The 20,850-nt window shown below is 59.6% G+C and carries 19 protein-coding genes; 8 read left to right on the top strand and 11 right to left on the bottom strand.

Features of this window, described 5'->3' with window-relative positions; all coding sequences use genetic code 11:
- Nucleotides 1-9: 9 nt before the first annotated feature.
- From HMPREF2860_RS01970 to HMPREF2860_RS01930, 9 genes are all read right to left on the bottom strand, one after another.
- Nucleotides 10-1,380 (bottom strand): adenosylmethionine--8-amino-7-oxononanoate transaminase, encoded by a 1,371-nt coding sequence (locus HMPREF2860_RS01970; RefSeq protein ID WP_083309494.1) that lies wholly within the window; start codon nt 1,378-1,380, stop codon nt 10-12.
- A 248-nt stretch (nt 1,381-1,628) separates the two neighbouring features.
- On the bottom strand, nt 1,629-2,762 hold the full coding sequence (locus HMPREF2860_RS01965) for a PDDEXK family nuclease (protein ID WP_070628526.1): 1,134 nt from the start codon (nt 2,760-2,762) through the stop codon (nt 1,629-1,631).
- 398 nt (nt 2,763-3,160) lie between these two features.
- A complete protein-coding gene (gene scpB / locus HMPREF2860_RS01960) occupies nt 3,161-3,775 on the bottom strand; it encodes an SMC-Scp complex subunit ScpB (RefSeq protein WP_038625570.1) in 615 nt (204 codons plus the stop codon).
- A 173-nt stretch (nt 3,776-3,948) separates the two neighbouring features.
- Nucleotides 3,949-4,791 carry a segregation and condensation protein A gene (locus HMPREF2860_RS01955; protein WP_187402594.1) on the bottom strand — a complete coding sequence of 281 codons (843 nt, stop codon included), beginning with the start codon at nt 4,789-4,791 and terminating at the stop codon, nt 3,949-3,951.
- Nucleotides 4,792-4,794: 3 nt separating this feature from the next.
- Nucleotides 4,795-5,670: a ParA family protein gene (locus HMPREF2860_RS01950; protein ID WP_038625574.1), complete on the bottom strand. Its 876-nt coding sequence runs from the start codon at nt 5,668-5,670 to the stop codon at nt 4,795-4,797.
- A gap of 103 nt (nt 5,671-5,773) precedes the next feature.
- Nucleotides 5,774-6,712 (bottom strand): site-specific tyrosine recombinase XerD, encoded by a 939-nt coding sequence (locus HMPREF2860_RS01945; protein ID WP_070560210.1) that lies wholly within the window; start codon nt 6,710-6,712, stop codon nt 5,774-5,776.
- Complete coding sequence (locus HMPREF2860_RS01940) at nt 6,709-7,362, bottom strand: NUDIX domain-containing protein (protein ID WP_070560209.1); 654 nt, start codon at nt 7,360-7,362, stop codon at nt 6,709-6,711. Before HMPREF2860_RS01940 ends, HMPREF2860_RS01945 begins: the two co-directional genes overlap by 4 nt.
- Before the next feature lie 48 nt (nt 7,363-7,410).
- The gene (locus HMPREF2860_RS01935; RefSeq protein WP_070628525.1) at nt 7,411-9,042 is read right to left on the bottom strand and encodes a CTP synthase; all 1,632 of its coding nucleotides are present in this window, start codon (nt 9,040-9,042) and stop codon (nt 7,411-7,413) included.
- A gap of 73 nt (nt 9,043-9,115) precedes the next feature.
- A complete protein-coding gene (locus tag HMPREF2860_RS01930; RefSeq protein ID WP_239392972.1) occupies nt 9,116-9,400 on the bottom strand; it encodes a DUF4177 domain-containing protein in 285 nt (94 codons plus the stop codon).
- A gap of 18 nt (nt 9,401-9,418) precedes the next feature.
- Between HMPREF2860_RS01930 and HMPREF2860_RS01925 the strand changes: the two genes are divergently transcribed.
- Nucleotides 9,419-9,949, top strand: a complete 531-nt coding sequence (locus tag HMPREF2860_RS01925) for a type 1 glutamine amidotransferase domain-containing protein (RefSeq protein WP_070560379.1) — start codon at nt 9,419-9,421, stop codon at nt 9,947-9,949.
- 40 nt (nt 9,950-9,989) lie between these two features.
- Nucleotides 9,990-10,730 (top strand): LURP-one-related/scramblase family protein, encoded by a 741-nt coding sequence (locus HMPREF2860_RS01920; protein WP_070628524.1) that lies wholly within the window; start codon nt 9,990-9,992, stop codon nt 10,728-10,730.
- A gap of 55 nt (nt 10,731-10,785) precedes the next feature.
- Here the strand turns inward: HMPREF2860_RS01920 and HMPREF2860_RS01915 are convergent, their stop codons facing one another.
- Entirely contained in the window at nt 10,786-11,901 is a 1,116-nt protein-coding gene (locus HMPREF2860_RS01915) for a lipase family alpha/beta hydrolase (protein WP_070628523.1), read from the bottom strand.
- 1,025 nt (nt 11,902-12,926) lie between these two features.
- Nucleotides 12,927-13,682 (bottom strand): GntR family transcriptional regulator, encoded by a 756-nt coding sequence (locus HMPREF2860_RS01910; protein WP_070628522.1) that lies wholly within the window; start codon nt 13,680-13,682, stop codon nt 12,927-12,929.
- A 283-nt stretch (nt 13,683-13,965) separates the two neighbouring features.
- Between HMPREF2860_RS01910 and HMPREF2860_RS01905 the strand changes: the two genes are divergently transcribed.
- The 6 genes from HMPREF2860_RS01905 to HMPREF2860_RS01880 all read left to right on the top strand — a co-directional run bounded on the left by HMPREF2860_RS01905 (nt 13,966) and on the right by HMPREF2860_RS01880 (nt 20,726).
- Nucleotides 13,966-15,102 carry a TIGR03364 family FAD-dependent oxidoreductase gene (locus tag HMPREF2860_RS01905; protein WP_070628772.1) on the top strand — a complete coding sequence of 379 codons (1,137 nt, stop codon included), beginning with the start codon at nt 13,966-13,968 and terminating at the stop codon, nt 15,100-15,102.
- Nucleotides 15,103-15,271: 169 nt separating this feature from the next.
- Entirely contained in the window at nt 15,272-16,219 is a 948-nt protein-coding gene (locus HMPREF2860_RS01900; RefSeq protein ID WP_070628521.1) for a phosphate/phosphite/phosphonate ABC transporter substrate-binding protein, read from the top strand.
- 114 nt (nt 16,220-16,333) lie between these two features.
- Nucleotides 16,334-17,179 (top strand): phosphonate ABC transporter ATP-binding protein, encoded by an 846-nt coding sequence (phnC, locus tag HMPREF2860_RS01895; protein ID WP_083309493.1) that lies wholly within the window; start codon nt 16,334-16,336, stop codon nt 17,177-17,179.
- 4 nt (nt 17,180-17,183) lie between these two features.
- Complete coding sequence (gene phnE, locus HMPREF2860_RS01890; RefSeq protein ID WP_070628520.1) at nt 17,184-18,896, top strand: phosphonate ABC transporter, permease protein PhnE; 1,713 nt, start codon at nt 17,184-17,186, stop codon at nt 18,894-18,896.
- 49 nt (nt 18,897-18,945) lie between these two features.
- Nucleotides 18,946-19,614, top strand: a complete 669-nt coding sequence (locus HMPREF2860_RS01885; protein ID WP_070628519.1) for an HAD hydrolase-like protein — start codon at nt 18,946-18,948, stop codon at nt 19,612-19,614.
- 134 nt (nt 19,615-19,748) lie between these two features.
- Complete coding sequence (locus tag HMPREF2860_RS01880) at nt 19,749-20,726, top strand: alcohol dehydrogenase catalytic domain-containing protein (RefSeq protein WP_236658585.1); 978 nt, start codon at nt 19,749-19,751, stop codon at nt 20,724-20,726.
- Nucleotides 20,727-20,850 lie beyond the last annotated feature (124 nt).

Genomic DNA, 20,850 nt, shown 5'->3' with positions numbered 1-20,850 from the left:
TTCGCTGCGCTACCTACGTTTTTCCTCTGCGGCGACGATGGCGGCGATGGCCTCGCAGATACGGTCGACCTCGTCATTGGTGCTGATATACGGCGGCATGGTGTAGACCAGCTTGCCGAATGGGCGCAGCCACACCCCGGCATCAACAGCCGCTGCGGTAGCCAGGCCCATATCCACTGGACGCTGCATCTCCACGACACCGATAGCACCGAGGACACGAACATCGGCCACGGCATCGCTGCCGGTTAGGGGCTGGAGCTGGTCGCGGAGTCGGGACTCGATGCGCGGGACATCCTCACGCCACTGCCCTTCTGCAATCAGGTCGAGCTGCGCGCAGGCCACCGCACAGGCCAAGGGGTTGCCCATAAAGGTCGGACCGTGCATGATGCCTCCGCCTGGCCCACTGGAAATGGTGCGGGCTACCTCGGCGGTAGTGAGGGTGGCTGCGAAGCTCATGAAGCCGCCGGTCAGCGCCTTACCGACACACATAATATCCGGCACAATCCCGGCCGTCTGCGTCGTGAACAGGTCACCGGCACGGCCGAAGGCGGTGGCAATCTCATCCGCAATGAGGAGAATACCGTGCTTGTCACACAGCTTCCGGAGCCCCACAAGCAGCTCATGGTCATGGAACCGCATGCCACCAGCTCCTTGGACTACTGGTTCCACGATGATGCCGGCGACGGAGTCGTCGATAAGCGAATCGAAGTGCGCGAGATAACGTGCGCGTTCCTCTTCGGTTGCGCCGCGGGCGGGTGGTTTGTCGGCGAAGACCTGCGGAGTCCACTGGCCCGTCCACAGCGAATGCATGCCGCCCTCGGGGTCGCAGACGGTCATGGGCGCGCGGGTGTCGCCGTGATAGCCGCTGCGCCAGGTGGCCAGGCGGGTGCGCTCGGGATGGCCTTTGGCCTGCTGGTACTGCAACGCCATTTTGATGGCGACCTCGACGGAGACCGAGCCAGAGTCCGAGTAGAAGATGGCATCGAAGCCGGGGCCCGCGAGCTTCAAGAGTTTCTCCGCCAGCTCAATGGCCGGGCGGTGTGTCAGTCCCCCGAACATGACGTGCGACATGGTGGTGGCCTGCTTCTTCGCGGCTGCGACCAGCTTCGGGTGCGAGTGGCCGTGGCATGCGGCCCACCAGCTGCTCATGCCATCGATCAGGGTGCGGCCGTCTGCTAGGTGGAGGTTGACGCCTTCGGCGGACTCGACCAGTTTGGGCGCGACCGGCGACGGGATGGGGCCGTATGGGTGCCAGATGTGGTCGGCGTCGAAGGCTGCGAGGTCGGCGGCGGATGCTTGCGTTGGCTGCGGTGTAGGCGACTTCGCGGATGCTGGTGCAGACGACGGTACGAGCGGCTGGGTGGTTTCCGAGGCTGTCATGATACTCAAGCATAGTACCTGTACAGCGCCAGACTTGAACACTGTTCGGGGTTGGTGTTTGGGACTTTTCGCAAGGATTACAGACAGTCTCAGCGACTTTACGACACCCATGTCACCTCGTGGCAGCTGTGGAGGTGGCATGAGGTGACAGGGGTGTCGTGAAGTGAAATTTTGGGCTCGAGGGCAGCGGCAGCGGGCCGGGCGCGGCAGCGGCACCGGCAGGGGGCTAAACCCGATAAGCCAGCCAGCTAGTACAACCGTCCCGCTTGGCTCCACACCTGTCGGCGACGCATAGCCAGCTCAGCCGCCTTTCCTGTGATCGTGATGGGCGGCCGAGCGAAGGCGTAGTTACCGCTATAGCAACTGCCACCACTTGCCAGGTGATGTCGGATTTCCGCGGCCGTTTGCCTCAAGGTGGCTACTGCGGAGCCGTCGAAAAGCTGTGACCAGACAATCCGGATGACATTCAGCCCGAGATTCTTCAGGCGCTTTTCGCGCTCCAACTCCTTTGCGATTGCCACCTGCGTGTCCGCAACCCCGCCGTCGGTGTATTTCATACGGCCATCGAACTCGACGACCAGCCCAAGTTCGGGCAGATAAAAGTCCACGCGTGCGATGAAGCCACGATCATCCCGAAAGGAAACCTGCTGAAGCAACGGAGCCCGAGAATCGTCGACAGAAGCTAGCCCCGCCTGGACGATTGCTTCTTTAGTGAGCGATTCCCCAATGCTTTCCGACAACGCTGTCGCTTGCCGCAACAACCTCCTGGCCTGTGCATTTCCCGGAGCACGGGGATACGCAGCCAACGTGGCCAACAGTTCCTCGGTATCGGTGTGGCGCTGGAGGGCGGCGTCGGCAAGCACTAGTGCATTATGCGGGGTGCGAGAACGGCAGACATCGATGACGGACTTTGGGACATCGGTGACGAGGCGGCCATCGACTTCTACGACGTCCTCGGGGAGAATCCGGCCGGAGACGCGGATGAGGCGTTTGTGCGGCTGGTACGGGCCATTCGGTGTGCTTCGCAATTGCCCACGCGTGCGGCCGGAGTTGGCTATCGCGATGGGAGTGCCATGCGTCAGTAGAGGTAAACCATGGAGGGCAGCGGCAGCATCGCGGGTGATTACGGTGGCGGTGCCGCGATGAATGAGCGCTTTGATTTCCAGAACGTAGCGTTCGGTGCTGTGTAAGGCGAGCCACCTGTCGACGGGCACGTACGCGCCATGCGCGAGCCACAGAAGGCTGCCGCGTTTGGCCCGCCGGTGGAGATCACGGTCGGAGTGCTGGCCGATTCGGGAAATTGCGAAGGTGCTGGGGCGGGCGCATTCGCGCTGCTGGCCGGTACGGATGATGTCGTCGGCGTCGTAGATCCACTGCGGCATCGGATTGCGCTCCTGAGGTCCAGGCAACTGCTGGTCGGTGGGTGGTGTGTGCTGGGCGGTGCGAGTGGTTGCGTGTTTGTGTGTTTGCGAGTGCTACGTTCTCATTTTTTGACACACGCGGAGGGTCAGGAGGCGTCGATTTGGCGTTGGCTGTGGATAGTTTGCAGTTTTCGGGAGTTATCCACAGGGCATGCGGTGGGCGCAACAGGGGGGCAAAGACCCGTAGTGCGCAGCGAGCGGCAGTGAGCAGCCCCTAAACGCGACTTCACGACACCCATGTCACCTCGTGGCAGCTTTGGAGGTGGCATGAGGTGACACGCGTGTCGTGAAGTGGATCGATAACCGTGAAGTGAATCTAAAAACGGAGTAGCTCGCCTAGCCACCACCCCAAGCCCTGCCTAGTCCAACGGCTCGTCGATCAAGTCGACCTCTGGCAGCAGCGGAGCCAAGTCAGGCAGCTGGTCTAGCGAATCAATCCCCAAAAGCTCCAGGAACAGCGTCGTCGTAACGTACAAATGCGCACCGGTGGCCGGGTCCTCTCCCGACTCGGCAATCAGCCCGCGCGCGACCAGCGTGCGCATCACACCATCAACATTGACGCCGCGCACACCGGAGACCTGCGCACGCGTGGCCGGCTGCCGGTACGCCACCACTGCCAGCGTCTCCATAGCTGCACGTGAGAGCTTCGACTGCGAGCCATCCAGCAAGAAGCGCTCCACCGCGCTGGCGTGCGCGGGAGCCGTGTAGAAGCGCCAGCCCTCATCCGTTTCACGCAGCTCAATGCCGCTGCGGCGCGCACGGTATTCGTACTCGATTTCGCGAAGCACGTCACGGATATCGCTTGCGGAAACATCCAGCGCCCGCGCCATATCCTCCGCCGCCACCGGCGTATCGACCACAAGCAGAATCGACTCCACGCCTGCTCGCAACGGGTCAATGGGTGGCAACTGCGCCGGAGAAGCAGACGCAGACTCCGTGGCCTGCTCGGATGGTGCGGAACTGGTTTCGCTCATGCGCGTCAGATTACGCAACCTCCCGCGCCGGGCGCTAATTAGTGGCCGCTAATTAGCTGGGCCCCAACTCAGCCCCAGCCCAACCAAGCCCGACCGAGCCCGCACCGAGCAGGGCCCAACCACGCCCGCCCGAGCCCGACCGAGCCCAACAGCCAGCACAAATCAACAGCCACCTACTCCCAGTTCGCCGCCGCCACGACGGCCGGGTCCACGTCGAGCCCGGTCCAGGCCACGTGGATTTCCTCCAGCGCTTCCTCCTGCTCCACACCGATCGCCTTGGCGCGGTAGAGCTCCAGCAGTGCCAGGAACCGCCCGACGACCTCCATGGACACGCGGCACTCCGATGTCAGCTGCGTAAAAGTCAGCCAGGTCCCCTCGCCTGCCAGCCGCAGCGAGTCCAGAATCTTGCCCGCCTGCTCTGGCACGGACACCGGCACGCCGTGGATGTGGCCGACACCGACTTCCTCCGGTGGCTTTGGCCGCATTACGACGGCCGCAAACTCGGCAAACTCCCCGAGCGTCATGCCCAGGCGCACGGGCGGCAGCAACTCCTCGAACTGCTTGTCCGGCCCCACGGCCCGCGGATAGCGCCGCGGCGCAGTCTTCTGCCACTCCTCGAATTGGTCGGCCACCTTGCCATACGCCTGGTACTGCAGCAGTCGGGCGAACAGCAGGTCGCGCGCTTCTAGCAGTTCGAGGTCTTCTTCGCTGTCGACGTCGCCACGCGGTAGGAGCCGTGCGGTTTTGAGGTCGAGCAGCGTCGCTGCCACGACGAGGAATTCGGTGATTTCGTCGAGGTCACTGACTGCGTCGAGGCTGCGCGTGTATGCGATGAACTCGTCTGTGACCGCCGCCAGCGCGACTTCGGTGACGTCCATCTTTTTGCTGCTAATCAGCTGCAACAGCAGGTCAAAGGGCCCGTTGAAGTTCGCGAGCGCGACGCGGAAGCCGGTGATTTCTTCCTGCACGCCCTCGCTTGACGACGGTTCGGGAGTGTAACTATCCGGGGAAGTCACCTATTATTTGCGGCCTTTGCGCTCGATGACCTCGCGGGCCAGGTTGCGGTACTGTGCCGCGGCTGGGGTGTTTGGCGCCCAGGTGGTGATGGGCTCACCGGCGACGGAGGTTTCCGGAAAGCGGACGGTTCGGGTGATGACCGTGTCAAAGACCTTGTCACCGAAAACCTCGATGAGGCGTTCCATGACTTCCTTGGCGTGGCGCGTGCGGCGGTCGAACATGGTGACCAGAATGCCGGAGACTTCCAGGTTGAAGTTCAGGCGGTCGCGAACCTTGGCCACCGTGTCGGTGAGCAGTGCCAGGCCGCGCAGCGAGAAGTATTCGGCCACCATTGGGATGATGACGCCCTCGGCGATGGTCAGCGCATTGACGGTCAGCAGGCCTAGCGACGGCTGGCAGTCAATGATGATGAAGTCGTAGTCATTCATCACTGGGCGCAGCGCGCGCCCCAAGGCCTGTTCGCGACCGACTTCGTTGACAAGCTGAATCTCCGCCGCCGACAGGTCGATGTTGGCCGGGACGAGATCCAGGCCGGAAACCTTGGTGTGGTGGATGGCATCACGGACGTCGGTGGTGTCGTCGACGATGAGGTTGTAGACAGTCAGGTCGAGTTCCTCATGAGGGACACCAAGACCGGCGGATAGTGCCCCTTGCGGGTCCAAGTCAACGAGCAGGACTTTACGGCCGAACTCCGCCAGTGCTGCGCCCAGGTTGATGGTCGAGGTGGTCTTACCCACGCCGCCCTTCTGGTTACACATTGCCAGGATGACCGCGGGGCCGTGACTGGTCAGGGGTGCGGGTTCCGGTAGCTCGCGCACCGGACGACCGGTGAGACCGAGTTCAACTCGATCGGCCTCAAACAACCCTTCTTCAGCCACAGTCAATCCCTCTTCCTTGAAGATTTCTCATCAATTCTACTGCGCCACGTAATACCGCCATATATTACCGCCGCGTAGTAGCGCTACATACTACCGCCGCATATTACCGCGAGTATTCAGCCCGTGGGTGAGCCCCCGCCCAGACTCGTCGCATATTCTCTGCGGTAATCATGGTGTAAATCTGGGTTGTCGTCACGGAGGCGTGTCCGAGCAGCTCTTGGACCACGCGCACATCGGCACCGCCTTCAATGAGGTGCGTGCCGAAACTGTGGCGCAGGGTGTGCGGGGAAATTTTCACGCTCAGCCCGGCGCGCTCACCCAACTCCGCCAGCGTATTTCCGGCCGACTGTCGCGACAGCCTGCGTCCCAGCGAGTTGATAAACAGCGCCGGCCCGGAGTTCGCCCGCACCCAGCTCGGCCGCCCGCGCGTGAGCCACGCATCGAGCGCAGCCATGGCCGGCGAGCCCACTGGCACGATGCGCTCCTTTCCGCCCTTGCCGCGCAGTAACACGAGGTTGGTTTCGCGATCCACGTCATCGATATCCAGGCCGGTGACTTCTGAAACTCGCGCACCTGTCGTGTACAAAAACTCCACCAGTGCGCGGTTGCGCAGGTCGGTCACGTCTGCGGTGTCGTCGGCGGGGATGGACTCGATTAGGCGGGTGACCTCGTCAATGCTGAGTGCCTTTGGATACCGCGAGGGCTGCTTCGGCGGCGCCACTCGCTTGGCGACATCCGCCTCCAACGCCCCCTCGCCCACCGCGAACCTGTGGAAGCTCCGCACGGCCGACAGCGACCGCGTCACCGAGGTCGGGGCCAACGCTGGCCTACCCGCCGACTTATCTCCCCGCGCCAGATACGCCAGGAACTCTGTTACGTCCTGCTCGGTGACCTGCGCCAATTCCGTGCGCCCGATCTCCCGCAGGTAGGTGCGGTACTTCTCCAAGTCGCGCTTATAACTGGCGAGCGTATTCGCCGACAGGCCCTTTTCCACCGCGAGGTAGGTGACGAAGGCGTCGACAAGCGGATCAATTGAACTCATCGGATGCGTTTCAGGTCCGCTCCGGCGCCGAGCTGCTCCGTCCGGCGTTTCGCCAGCGCCGTCGGCCGAATGTCGAACGGCTCCGCGACCGAGCGCGGCGTCGCACCCCTCAGCAGCACCTCCGCCGCCAGCAGAATGCCGGACAGTGCGATGCCGTTGAGGATCTCTCCGCGCAGCGCCATCGCCACCGCTTCCTCGACGTCAATCCACGACGCAGTCATGTCCGCTTCCTCATCGTGGGCTTCCGGCTTATCGACGGCACGGAGACCCCTAGCCAGGTAGATCCGGACCGCTTCCTCTGCGAAGCCGGGCGAGCTGAACATATCGGTAAGCAGGGACCAGGACTCGGCCTCCAGTCCGGCTTCCTCGACCAGCTCACGCTTGGCGGCCTCCAGTGGGGCTTCGTCTGCGACATCGAGGAGCCCGGCCGGCAGCTCCACCAGACGCTCCCCTGCCGCCTGCCGCCACTGATTCAGCAGGTAGAGGCGGTTATCCTCATCTGCGGCAACGACTGCAACAGCGCCGAAATGCTCCACAATCTCACGGGCGGACACATTCCCACCCGGCATTCGCACCTGGTCGCGGCGGACCGCGAGAATAGGTGCCTCGAGAACGATCTCGGAATCAACAACGTCAAATTGGTGCGCCATGAGATTTACTCTAATAGGTAGGCCGGATTGGACCTGGCGGAGCCGAGGCTAGTTGCGCTTGAGGGCTGCGGCGATGAGACCGTCGAAAAGCGGATGCGCGTTGGTGGGGCGTGACTTCAGCTCCGGGTGCGCCTGCGTGGCCACGAGGTATGGGTGCACGTCTGTGGGATATTCAACGAATTCGACGAGCTTGCCGTCCGGCGAGGTGCCCGAGATGACCAGGCCTGCTTCTTCGAGCTGCGCGCGGTAGGCGTTGTTGACCTCGTAGCGGTGGCGGTGGCGTTCGGTGACATCGGTGGTGCCGTAGAGGCGCGCGACGACGGAGTCTTCAGCAAGCTTCGCCGGGTAGGAACCCAGGCGCATGGATCCGCCCAGGTCAGCCTCGCCGGAGACAGCCTGGAGCTGCTCCTCCATCGTGGCAATCACTGGCTCGGCCGCGTTCTCGTCGAACTCGGTGGACGACGCGCCTTCAACGCCCGCGGTGCGTGCCGCCTCGATGACAACACACTGCATGCCCAGGCAGATTCCCAAAAGTGGCGTGCCGGTTTCCTTTGCGTAGCGGATGGTCGCAATCTTGCCTTCAATCCCACGCCCGCCGAAGCCGCCGGGGATGACAATCGCGTCAACGCCGGCCATGTTTTCTTTCAGCCCCTCGGGGGTTTCGCAGTCGTCGGAGGCAACCCAGCGAATGTTCGCCTTCACGCGGTGGGCGAAACCGGCGGCGCGCACAGCTTCCGCGACGGACAGGTAGGCGTCCGGCAGGTCAATATACTTGCCGACGAGCGCCACCGTGACCTCGCCCTTCGGGTTGTGGACGCGCTCAAGCAGGTCTCCCCACACGGCCCAATCCATGTCGCGGAACGGCAGATTGAGGCGGCGAATGATGAAGGTGTCCAGGTGCTCGTCGTAGAGGACCTTCGGGATGTCGTAGATGCTCGGCGCATCTGGGCAGGACACCACGCCCTCGCGGTCGATGTCGCACATCAGCGCAATCTTGTTTTTGAGGGAGTCGGGAACGTCGCGGTCGCATCGCAAAACGACGGCATCGGGAACCAGGCCAATCGAGCGAAGTTCGGCCACCGAGTGCTGGGTGGGCTTGGTCTTCAGTTCCTTGGAGGGGCCGAGGTACGGAACCAGTGACACGTGCAGGTAGAAGACGTTTTCGCGGCCGACGTCGTGACGCACTTGCCGCGCAGCTTCCAGGAAGGGCTGCGATTCAATATCGCCGACGGTGCCACCGATTTCGGTGATGACCACGTCGGGCTTGTCGCCGCTTGCGTCGGCATTGCCCATAGCGACGATGCGGGATTTGATTTCGTCGGTGATGTGCGGGATGACCTGCACGGTCTGGCCGAGGAATTCGCCGCGGCGTTCCTTAGCGATGACCGAAGAATAGACCTTGCCGGTGGTGACGTTGCCGCCGGCGGAGAGATTGCGGTCGAGGAAGCGCTCGTAATGCCCCAAGTCCAGATCGGTTTCCGCGCCGTCTTCGGTGACGAAGACCTCGCCGTGCTGGAAGGGGTTCATGGTGCCCGGATCCACATTGAGGTAGGGATCGAGCTTTTGCATAGTCACTTTCAGACCACGCGAGGTAAGCAGGCGGCCGAGCGAAGCCGCAGTTAAGCCTTTGCCGAGGGAGGAGGCAACGCCTCCTGTAACGATGATGTATTTCGTAACCACGGGACTTCAGAATATCGCCTGCGCGGGTATAAGCGCAAGCTATTTTTCACAATGGCGGAGATCACTTACGCAACTAGGTAAGGCTTTCAAAAATCATGGTCGCCTGGATGCGGTCCCCGCCCATCAGTCCCTTACTGCCCGAAGAGGCAGTAGTAATCGTGTGCAACCGGAACCCCTGCGAAGCCTTGTCGTTGATTACCCTCTCAAGCTCTGTCAGATTAGCCGAGCCGGTACCGATGAACTTTTCCTTCAGAACCACCTGAAGAACTTCATAATGAGGCATTTTCCGCCCTCCGTTAAAGTAATTTTCAATATTGCAAGCAAAACAATACTCGGGCGGATGCATAAACGCGACCACGTCGTTACCCTCGGGGCTATGACTGACCTAACGAATAAGAACATTGCAGTTTTGGCCACTAACGGATTCGAGGACTCCGAGCTGACTAGCCCGGCTGAGGCCGTGAAGGATGCCGGTGCGACCGTGCACGTTATCTCCACCGAGGATGGATCCATCGAGGGCAAGAATGGCTCGAAGGTGGATGTCGATAAGCTGATCAGCAGCGTTTCTGCCGATGATTATGATGCCCTGATTCTGCCTGGCGGCACCGTAAATGCAGACCAGATTCGCATCGATAAGGATGCCGTGGCGCTAGTGAAGGGATTCGCCGCAGCCAACAAGCCGATTGGCGTGATTTGCCACGGCGGTTGGATTCTCACCGATGCGGATGTGCTGAAGGGCCGTACGATTACTTCCTACATCAGCGTCAAGACTGACCTTATTAACGCTGGTGCCAACTGGGTCGATGAGGAAGTTGTCGTTGACGGCAACCTGATTTCCTCCCGCACCCCGGCCGACCTCGAGGCTTTCAACGAGGCTTTCAACAAGGCACTCGTAGAGAACTTCTAAGCCACTCAGCTTTTAGCACCACCAAAGGACGGCTGTTGCCATGAGTTCATATTGGGATAACCCAAAGTCGCTGTGGGATCAGATTCCACAGCACGATCAGGAAGATGCTTCCGGGCAGCAGCCTGCCGCGCCGGAGCAGCCTCCCGCGCCCGAGCAGCTTCCGCCGCAGCAAGGGCGCCACCAGGGATTGCTCTCGCACAACAACATCGTTATCCAGCAGATTCGAAATTTCATGGCGGATGATTTCGACATACTGGATACCGAGGGCCACTGCATCGGAAAGATCGAAACTACGGGCAGCACGCTGAGCCGAATGTTTATGGGCTCTCGTCGTCTGACAGTGTCCGAGCCGGACGGCACTCCGGTATTCGTTATCACCGACCCGACCGATTTTACCCTTGACCGTTACGAGGTCTACTACCCTGGCTCGCAGGCGACAGACTCTGAGGGCAAGCAGCAGGGCGGAGTAGGGCCATCGCGCCTTTTGGCAACTATTCAGCAGAAGTTTGCGTTCTTTCAGCGGAAGCTGGAAATTTCAATCCCCGGTTTTGCTGACTGCCGTGTCGACGGAGACCTCTGGCACTACGACGCCACTTTTATGATCAACGACATCAAAGTTGCACAGATGTCACGCAAGTGGTCGGGGTTTGCGAATCTCCTATCCGGCAATGAGCGCTATGTTTTGCAGCTCAAGGATGATTTGCCACCAGAGCTACGCGCGGCCATTATTGGTGCCGCTATTGCCCTGGATTTGATGGCGAAAAAGGCGCGATCCGACTAGCTATTATCGCTGTCGACTCGCGCCTTTTATCAAGAACTACTGCTCGCGACTATCGCTACCGCGACCCGGCAGCCTGAGCGATGCGTCCGTCTATTTCCGTGATGCCATCAGAGACGGCATTGACGTGTTCTGGGCGAACATTGGCATTGTCGTTGATGCCGCCTTCAAAAACTGCGGTTACCGGCACGCACGGAACCTCAACATTACGTCCGAGCGCATTCGCTACCAGCGCGATTGCTCGCGGCGAGAAGGTCAGACCAATATGGCCCGACAGATCCGCAGAGCAACCATCCTGTAGGAGGATGTTGTTGGAAGTCGGTGCATTCCACTGGCTTGCAGCCATTGGCGTGACGGCTTCATCAACCTGAGTCGAGATTGCAACGTAGTTGACGCCCGGCTGCTCCAGGCCACCTTCATTCATCTTGGCCATGAACTGGCTGTGCTGCAGCAGATCCACCAGGCTCGGGCTGACAATGAAACCCGCAGCCTTGTCACCAGCGTTGTCGAACTGGTTGAGCTGCTCCAAGCCGTAGGAAGCGCCCAGCAGAGTTGTGCCATGCAGCACGCCCGCCAGGGAAACGATAGTGCCAATCCCCCGGCCCTGCTCCTGCTTGGCGTAGGCGGCAGCCAAGGCACCACCGGCAGAGTGTCCAACAATATCAACGGCGGTTGCACCAGTTTCCGCCTTGAGGGTGTCAATCTTCGCAGTCAGCTCTGCCAAAGCGGTATCCAACGGGGTCATGTTACGCATGGTTGGAATAGAGCCCAGCACCGAAAACTCGTCAGGGCCTAGCTTGCCGACGTTAAATGCGTACAGACACTTACCCATTGCCTTTAGCTCCGGTGCCATGCGAACATAGGTCTGGTACGAGTTCGTGTTCATACCATGGATCATGACGACCGGATTCTCACCAGGAGCAGGAACACACTGCACATTCGTGCCCTCGGGGCTGATGTTTTCGGTCATCCCCTGCTTAATCATGACGGTAGGGAAATCATTTGCCTTCGGTCCCCAAGCGCCCATTTCGGTCCAGGACAGAACCTGATCATTACCAGTTGCCGAAGCCGGTGCAGCAGCCGCGATGGGAGCAGCTACCATAGCGACACCAGCTGCAGCCACGAGTGCCGTGGCTGACCGTGCCAGTTTTGCAAATGCTCGTTGAGTGCCCATGATTACTCCTTGCCTAGAGCAGTGAATAGTAAAACGCTTCCAATAAGAACTACGGCATGGGCAAAAGCAAAAATCAGGCTACGAATCGTTATCGTACTCTGAAAGGCGATCAATGAAAGCCTCTCAAAGGGGTGAATAAAAAGTAAACTAAATATAACTATAATGCTATTCACTTACAAGCCCGCAGGCTTTTAAAGTGATATCGACCACAGGCCAAAACAAGCCCTACTTTCTTTGCAATCCCACGGGATTGCTGCCGAAGTCCAAATCGCCGGTGAGATTAAACACCTGTTCCACAATCATGTCGGACCATCATCAATGCGGGGCCTTACACCTCCAGCGAGGAAACCACGTCACTGATAGCAGAACTCAATGAAAACACCTTTTCACCTGCCCGTACAGTAAGGTATTTCACATGCACAAACGACACATTTTCGCCCTCGCACTGACTATTCCAGCACTGTGCCTTTCGGCTTGCTCCAACGGAGAACCGGAAAAAGCACCGGAACCAACTACGGTTACAAAAACTGTCACCAGCTCAGAAAGCAGCACAGAATCGACGACACAATCCACCACCAAGACCCCTAACCCGTCAACCCCCCCCCGACCCGGACGACAGAAAGCTCGAGACCCACCGGTTACACCGGCGCACCCAACGGCGAGCCGACAGCTATAAACAAAACGATTTCGCATTGCGCGAAATCCTCGCAGGGACTCTACGAGCAGGGCACCACCTGGTTTACCGACGGCACCTCCGGTTGGACGCAGTATTGCGCTAACAAATTCTATGACGGCCCTTCCACAAACACTGCCCCGGAGCCTCAGAACAACGAGCCATCCCCGTGGGTCCAAGGCCAAATCGACTGGGCAGATTGCCTGAACTCTGGTCATTCCGAGGAAGAGTGTCGCGCGATGTTGAATTAAGGAGCCGCAGCCGCCTTCGCCGAGAATCATTCACAGTGGCAGCTTCGCCAATTCAATTCATAGCCACCACCGTCCCTCCCCAAGAAAATCCCCACAAGCCCCTACCGCACGCCCTCCCCAGCCTGCAGCGAGATTGGTGACGCATTGCCCCGTGCCGTCGTCACCGAGAAGTTCGCCTTACTCGCCAGGTAGCGGTCATCGGAGGCCTCAATCGGCACTCCGTCCAGCGTGAATGCACGGCGCCGGACTCGCAGCAAAGGCGCACCCGCCTGGATCTCCAGCAGTGCAGCATCCTCTTCATTGGCCGGAACCGCGTCGATCGTGCGCGTCGCATACGCAATGTCCACACCACTATCCAGCAGGTGCCGGTAGATGGAACCCGAATCAGTATCAAAGGTCAGAATGTGCTTGCCGACGTCCAGAGGGTAATTCAGCCTCTCGACCATAGCTGGCTCCCCATCCATAAGCCGGAGCCGAAGTACGGAGACAACCTGATCCGTGTCCGCGATTTCCAAATGCGCTGCTAGCTCCGACCCTGCAGGCTGTCGTGTTACCCACTGCGTCTGCTGCCCTGGCTCCGCACCGGTCTTCTGGCACCACTGAGTAAAGGAAATGACTTCGTCGAAAGAAAAGGTCGGCACCGTATCGAGCACGCGAGTCCGTCGGCCCTGCCCAGAGGAAACCAGACCCTCGGACCGCAGCGTGGCAATGGCTTGCCGAATTGTGCCACGAGCCACGCCGAACTGCCGACCAAGCTCCGCCTCCGAGGGAATAGCAGAACCCGGCGGCATCGAACCATCTCGAATTGCCTTACGCAGGTACGAGGCAATTTCTTGATGCTGTTGTTTGCGTGCCACGGTCGCAGCATCCTTTCGTCTCTTTATCTTCAGATCGAGCTAATTCGCTTTTAGCCCGGCCACATCTAGCCAAGTACAGCACTACTTGGTTCAAACTCTGACCATCTACGCCACAAGTAGTAGACCTGATAACCAAGTTTAAACACGACTATGAGCCACATTATCCCTCCCAAACGGAAATTTACCCGTACAGACGGTTAACTAAACGACATCTTGGCAAACTCCCCATGAAATACGCCTCGCCTGTATAGACAGGTTGCCTACCGTGTCACACAATGAGCTCATGCAAACAGATGCACACACCGATTTGATTGTCGTCGGCGCTGGCGTTCTTGGCCTCGCCACCGCATTCCGAGCACACCAACAAGGACTATCCGTTCGAGTCATCGACCGCGCCGAGCGCCCGGTCGGATCATCCATCATGAACTTCGGTCACGCCTGCTTTACCGGCCAGGCCGACGCCATACAAAATGTCGCTATGAACGCCCGCTCCGGCTGGGCCGAAGCCGCCCAAAAAACCGGACTATGGGCTGCAACTTCCGGCACCTACATCCCAGCTGTCACCGAAACCGAAATGCAACTCCTTGAAGAGTTCGCCAACCACCGCAGCTCCGACCAGGTCAAGCTGCTGAGCCACTCCGAAATTGCCACCGCCATCGGCAACCCAGACCTCAAATGCCTCGGCGGCGCGCACCTCCCCCTCGACATGCGCGTCAATCCTCGCGAAGCTGCCCCACGGCTGGCCGCATGGCTAGAGAGCCAGGGCGTTATCTTCAACTGGCGTCACGAAGTCAAGACTGTCGCGGGCGGCCGCGTCGGCACAAATCGCAAAAATTACCAGGCAGAACGCGTAATCTGCTGTACAAACTTCTGGCTCACCAATCTGTTCCCGGAGCTTGCCGACGAATACGAGGTGCGCGTCTGCACCCTACAAATGGCACTCATTGAACGTCCAACCCGCATCCCGAAAGACATCGCACTTTTCACGGGTACCTCACTCGCACGCTATGACGGCTTCGCTGGCCTGCCAAGTGCAGCATCACTAAAACAGGAGCTGCGCGACAACTCCCCAGAGCTGGTCAATTGCGTCGCAAATGTGATGTCTACCGGCATCGAAGAGGGGCTCTTCATCGGCGACTCCCACGCTTACGACCTCTCCCCCGACCCATTCTTGCAAGAGACGACCTCAAATCTCCTGCTGGATACCGCCTGCACATACTTCGGCATTCAGGAGCCGAAGGTCATCCAGCGTTGGCAGGGTCGCTACTCAGATTCGACCAAGACCAATCTCATTTTTGAGCAGCCAGACTCACAGACCACAGTTGTCGTCGTCACTTCTGGCATTGGAATGACCTTGTCCTTCGGCATTGCCGACTTGGCCCTACAAGGCACAAAGCCGACGGAGCTCTCAGACTTCTAAAGCCCTAAAAGGTTACCAACAACCCGCCAAGCTGAACTCAAAGTGACCTGTACATAAATTCTCTCAACTCGACTAGACAGGTTGAGTAGTTGGCTTGACAATCATTCCAGAACCTTGTTTCCACACCCCACAACTCGCGCCCGCAAGGCCTCACACAGAAAGCTCCGCCATGTTCAACAACTCCCGCGCCACCCGCAAGATTGCCCAGTCCCTGGCCCTCGTCGCCCTGACTACCCCATTCTTGGCGGCATGTGGCGACAACTCCAACGAAGCTGCCGATGACACCATCACTTTCGCCGCCGTTCCGACCGAGTCCTCTCAGTCCCTCCAGTCGGACTACGACAATTTGGTCAAGCTGATTGCCAAGGAGACCGGCAAGAAGGTCGAGTTCCAGAACACATCCGACTACGCTGCAGTCGTCGAGGGCCAGCGCGCCGGCAAGATCGACATCGCCTCTTACGGCCCGTTCTCCTACGTCATCGCTCATGACTCCGGCGTGTCAATCGAAGCTGTTGCCTCCCCTACCAATGATGAGCGTAAGGATCCGGCGTACACCTCGCTTGCTTATGTCAAGGATGGTTCCGACATCAAATCGCTAAAGGATCTCAAGGGCAAGAAGGTCTGCTTCGTCGACCCAGCATCCACTTCCGGCTATTTGGTCCCGACCAAGGGGCTTATGGATGAAGGGCTGAAGCCGGATGCCGACCTCGAGCCCGTCATGGCTGGTGGTCACGATGCATCGCTGCTCACGCTTAACGACGGTGGCTGCGACGTGGCCTTCGCGCATGACGCGATGCTGAAAACCCTTGAGAAGTCGAGCCAGATTAAGCCGGGCGCGTTGAAGTCCATCTGGGAATCGGATCCAATCACCGAAGACCCAATCGCGCTAAACACCGAGACCATCTCTGCTGAGGATCTGACCAAAATCAAGAAGGCCCTGACCGAGAAGGCGAATAAACCAGCTCTGGTCAAGGAAGGCATCTGCACCAGCGAAGAGGACTGCACCCTGCCGGAGGAAATCGAGTGGGGCTACCTGCCGGTGACCGACGCGGACTTCAATTCCATCCGCGAGATCTGCAAAACCACTAAGGCTGACGCCTGCAACGCTGTCTCCTAAGACCCAACACGCCAGGGCCCTGCAAAGGGCCCAAACCTCAAACCCCGCTAACCCACAATCCCATCGTCCGAAAGCCATCTTCGGCCCCGCAATCAAAAACTAAAGGACATCACTATGCCTTCTAACGCTGAGAAAATGACACCCGAACTGCAGCGCGCCATTGATCAGCAGTTCGCAGTGCAATTCCACGATGTCACCAAGAACTTCGGGTCCACACTTGGCCTCGATAACGTCAAGCTCGGTATCCGCACCGGCGAGATCACTGTCCTCCTGGGGCTGTCGGGCTCGGGTAAGACAACTCTGCTCCGCCATATCAATGCGCTGCACACTCCGTCGTCAGGCACGGTGCGTGTGTTGGGTCAGGACTTGAACGAGCTGAAGAAGCGCGAACTGCGTGAGTTGCGCAAGGACATCGGCGTGATTTTCCAGAGCTTTAACCTGGTCGACCGGATGTCGGTGCTGGAAAATGTCTGCACTGGTGCTCTGGGAGATCTGAAGGGGCCGCGCATTTCCTTGCTCTCGTACCCGAAGCGGGTTAAGCAGGAGGCTCTTGAGGTGCTGGACCGCGTGGGACTCGCCGACCGTGCTCATCAGCGCGCCGATACGCTCTCGGGAGGTCAGCAGCAGCGCGCTGCCATTGCGCGTGCACTCATGCAGCACCCGAAGATTTTGCTTGCCGACGAGCCCGTCGCTGCCCTTGACCCGGTATCGTCTAACCAGGTCATCGAGCTGCTGGAGCAGATTTCTCGCGAGGATAACCTCACCGTGATTTCCTCTCTGCACCAGGTGCAGCTGGCTGTGGATTTTGCGGACCGCATCATTGGTCTGCAGGCAGGTCGTGTGAAGTTCGACCGCGAGACCAGGGGCATGACTGCGGAGACCGCCGCCACCATCTACCAGTCGGTATCCGAGACCAGCGAGGATGCAACCAACAGAGCATCGCTCAAGACGGAGGCGTAAACCAATGACCGCTCCTGCCGTTTCCCAGCCGCGTGCGTCGGCTGCTGAAAATAAGCCCCACAATTACAATTCCATCGCCGCGACTGCCGTGCTGATTCTGCTCGCAGCTGTCGGCGCGTGGTCTGTTAATTCGATTGGTATCAACCTCGTCACCATCAGCGAGTCCGCGGACAATGCCGCCAGCTTTGTCGCGCGCATGTTCCCGCTGGAATTCCCGCCGATGGCCGAGCTGCTCAGCCTCATCGGCGAGACCCTGGCGATCGTCTTCCTCGCCACCGCGCTGTCGGTGATTCTCTCTGTGCCGCTGGCTGTCATCGCCGCGCGCACCACTACGTTCTCGCCCACCGCCCGGTGGATTTCCCGCGCGCTGATTGTGCTGGCTCGCGCGATTCCCGATTTGGTGCTGGCCATCGTGTTTATCCGCATGTTCGGTATCGGCGCGATCGGCGGCATTCTCGCTATGGGTATCCACTCTGTCGGTATGGTCGCAAAGCTCTACGCCGACGCTATCGAAGAGCTTGACGACGGCCCCCGCGAAGCAATCGAGTCGGTCGGCGGTAGCCGCACGCAGCAGATTGTCTCGGCTATCCCGCAGGCGCTGACCCCGCAGCTCATTGCCACCGCGCTGCACCGTTTCGATATCAATCTGCGTACCTCGGTGCTGCTGGGTTATGTCGGTGTCGGCGGCATCGGTATGGCAATCGCCGACTCGCTGCGCACCCTCAACTACCGCGGGGGCATGGCACTGGCTCTTGTGGTGCTGTTGCTGTGCATCCTCATGGAGCTTCTCTCCGGTTCGTTGCGTGCGCTGATTATGCGCAAGTCCCACTCTTCATTGCTGGCCGGCACCTGGGTTGACCGCATGTGGGGCACCAAAGTCAGGGACAAGCGCAAAACCGCCAAGCAGACGGCAGCTGCAACGTCCGAGGCCAAGCTGTCGATTAACCCGCCGTGGAGCGCAGCTCGCGTCTCCCGCGTGCTGACCGCCATCGCGCTTGTGGTCATCACCATCGCCGCATTTGCCGAGACAGAGATCTCCGCCTCTAACTTCTTCAGCGGCCTGGCCAACCTTCCATCGACCATGGCGCTGTTCCTACCGCCGTCCTCCGGTGGTATCGCCGGCGAGATCTTCCATCTGCTTCTCGATACCCTGCAAATCGCCTTCGCCGCCACCTTCCTCGGCGCCATCGTCGCCATCCCGATTGGAATCATGGCCGCTTCCAACGTGGTCGCCAACAAGTGGGTGCACGGCTTCTTCCGCGTGCTCATCGTGATCATCCGCGGCATCCCGGAGCTGATTCTGGCCATCATTTTCGTGGTCATCTCTGGGCTGGGCCCGGTCGCCGGCACGCTCGCGCTGGCACTCGGCGCCGTTGGTCTGCTGTCCAAGCTAGTCGCCGACTCGCTGGAAGAAACCGACACCGACGTCCAAGAAGCTCTGCGCACCACCGGTGCGACCGAGTCACAGATTTTCTTCGCCGCCACTGTCCGCCAGGCAATCCCATCTTTCATTGCGCACTGCCTCTACCTGTTGGACACCAACATCCGCTCGGCCACGCTGCTCGGCGTCGTCGGTGCCGGCGGCATTGGCTTTCAGCTGCTCAATGCCTCTCGAGTCAACCAGTTCGACGTCGTCACCTACATTCTCATCCTCATGGTCGCTGTCGTCCTTGTCGTCGAGGCGCTGTCCATGTGGCTGCGTGCCGCCGTTCGCTAATCCACTCCCCACCCAAGCCCCGTCCCCTTCTACCGAAAAGGAAAACTCCATGACTTACCAGCTCGCTATCTTCGACATGGCTGGCACCACCATCGACGACCGTGACGAGGTCTACCGCGTCCTCCGCGAAGCCACCGAACGCGAAGGGGCCCGTTACTCCGACGAGACTTTCCAGCGTTACATGGGTACCGAGAAGTACTGGGCCATCGGCAATCTGCTCCATGAAGGCGGCATCGAGCCGACCCCAGAGATCCACAACCACGCTTGGGACTTCTTCCGCGCCGAGCTTGCTCGCACCTACAAGGAAAACCCGCCGACCCCACTGCCGGGCGTCGAAGATATGCTGAACGCTCTCCACGACAAAGGCATCAAAGTCGGCTTGACGACGGGCTTTGCGCGCGAAATCGTCGATATCATTGTCTCCTCTATGGGGTGGGACAACGGAATCATCGACACCGTTGTCGCCGGTGACGAAGTCGAGCACGGCCGCCCCGAGCCCGACCAGATCCTGGCTGTCATGGAGAAACTCGGTGTAACCGACAAGGCTGCCGTCATTAGCTCCGGTGACACCGAGGCCGATGTTCGTTCCGCCCAGGCCGCTGGTGTCACCAGCGTCGGTGTCCTCACCGGCCACCTGACTCGCGAACAGTTCGAGTCCCTCGGTGTTGATCACGTTCTGGATTCCTCCGCGAACCTACTGGACATCGTCGGAAAGTAAGCCCTGGACTGTAGATCTGACCAACTAAGTACACAACGCTAATGACGACTCCGACTCCCCCAACGACTTCCTCTTCAACTGCGCCAGTAGAAATGGCCCAGGCGCTCGTCTGGCACGGCGGTAGCGACTTTCGCATGCAAGAAGTTCCTATCCCTGCTTTGCAAGAAGGCGAAACCCTGGTGGAAATCACCACTGCTACGATTTGTGGCTCTGACCGTCACACCGTGTTCGGTCGCCGCAGCGCGCCTTGCCCTAGCGTTCTCGGCCACGAGGGAGTCGGAGTCGTCCACGCCACCCGCAACCCAGATTTGCAGGTTGGCCAGCGCGTTGTTTTCTCTGTCACTGCTCCGTGCATGGAGTGTGACCGCTGTGAAAGAGGCATGACCGCCAAATGCCGGAACTTGAAAAAGACTGGTCACGAGGCCTTCGATAGCGAATGGCCACTTTCGGGAACCTACGCCTCCCACATCATGCTGCGCAACTATCAACCAGTGGTGGTAGTCCCCGAACCGCTTCCCGATGTCGCTGCCTCCATCGCCCCCTGCGCCGGCGCCACCGTTATGGCCTGTATGGAGCAGGCTGGGGCTCTTGCAGGTAAGCGGGTTCTTGTTGTGGGCATCGGCATGCTTGGCCTGATCGCCGTTGAGGCGGCTGTTCGTGGTGGCGCCGCTGAGGTTGTGGCCGTTGACCGCAATCAGACTCGGCTTGGCTGGGCGCGGGAGTTGGGTGCAGTTGTACCTGACTCTTCAGTGTCTGGTGATGAAGCCGAACCAGAGCTTTTCGATGTCACCCTCGAATTCTCCGGTAGTGGGTTTGGAGTGACCACCTGCTTCGACAGCCTCGACATCGGTGGTCGAGCGGTGCTGGCGGGAAGCGTTGCTACTTCCCCGGCTTATACCCTCGATCCCGAGTGGCTGGTCCGCGGTTGGCGCACCATCACCGGTGTCCATAACTACGAACCGCGACACCTGGAACAGGCGGTGAAGTTTCTGGCAGGCTCCCAGATTGATTGGAACACGGTTGTGTCGGCACCAATTGCGTTGGAGGATGTGCCAATGGAAGTACTGTCCAAGCAAGTTACGCATTTAAGAGCGTCGGCAAGGTTCTTCTAGCAATTTCTGAAAATAACCTGGGGTAAGAGAGGAGACGACAACTGAGGCTAGTTATTATTTCAGACCAGAACTGTGAAAAAGTCCTGTTTCAGGGTATTGAAATGAAAGATTGATTGAATGAGGG

The sequence above is a fragment of the Corynebacterium sp. HMSC064E10 genome, assembly GCF_001812505.1.
In the GTDB taxonomy this organism is placed as follows: domain Bacteria; phylum Actinomycetota; class Actinomycetes; order Mycobacteriales; family Mycobacteriaceae; genus Corynebacterium; species Corynebacterium amycolatum.
Note: the sequence above shows the minus strand (reverse complement) of the source record. Positions and strands in the feature narration are given on the sequence as shown.

Excerpts from the sequence above, each read along its gene's own strand:
- HMPREF2860_RS01970 (WP_083309494.1), bottom strand. The coding sequence starts at position 1,380 with ATGACAGCCTCGGAAACCACCCAGCCGCTCGTACCGTCGTCTGCACCA.
- HMPREF2860_RS01965 (WP_070628526.1), bottom strand. The coding sequence starts at position 2,762 with ATGCCGCAGTGGATCTACGACGCCGACGACATCATCCGTACCGGCCAG.
- scpB (WP_038625570.1), bottom strand. The coding sequence starts at position 3,775 with ATGAGCGAAACCAGTTCCGCACCATCCGAGCAGGCCACGGAGTCTGCG.
- HMPREF2860_RS01945 (WP_070560210.1), bottom strand. The coding sequence starts at position 6,712 with ATGAGTTCAATTGATCCGCTTGTCGACGCCTTCGTCACCTACCTCGCG.
- HMPREF2860_RS01940 (WP_070560209.1), bottom strand. The coding sequence starts at position 7,362 with ATGGCGCACCAATTTGACGTTGTTGATTCCGAGATCGTTCTCGAGGCA.
- HMPREF2860_RS01925 (WP_070560379.1), top strand. The coding sequence starts at position 9,419 with ATGACTGACCTAACGAATAAGAACATTGCAGTTTTGGCCACTAACGGA.
- HMPREF2860_RS01920 (WP_070628524.1), top strand. The coding sequence starts at position 9,990 with ATGAGTTCATATTGGGATAACCCAAAGTCGCTGTGGGATCAGATTCCA.
- HMPREF2860_RS01915 (WP_070628523.1), bottom strand. The coding sequence starts at position 11,901 with ATGGGCACTCAACGAGCATTTGCAAAACTGGCACGGTCAGCCACGGCA.
- HMPREF2860_RS01905 (WP_070628772.1), top strand. The coding sequence starts at position 13,966 with ATGCAAACAGATGCACACACCGATTTGATTGTCGTCGGCGCTGGCGTT.
- HMPREF2860_RS01900 (WP_070628521.1), top strand. The coding sequence starts at position 15,272 with ATGTTCAACAACTCCCGCGCCACCCGCAAGATTGCCCAGTCCCTGGCC.
- phnC (WP_083309493.1), top strand. The coding sequence starts at position 16,334 with ATGCCTTCTAACGCTGAGAAAATGACACCCGAACTGCAGCGCGCCATT.
- phnE (WP_070628520.1), top strand. The coding sequence starts at position 17,184 with ATGACCGCTCCTGCCGTTTCCCAGCCGCGTGCGTCGGCTGCTGAAAAT.
- HMPREF2860_RS01885 (WP_070628519.1), top strand. The coding sequence starts at position 18,946 with ATGACTTACCAGCTCGCTATCTTCGACATGGCTGGCACCACCATCGAC.
- HMPREF2860_RS01880 (WP_236658585.1), top strand. The coding sequence starts at position 19,749 with ATGCAAGAAGTTCCTATCCCTGCTTTGCAAGAAGGCGAAACCCTGGTG.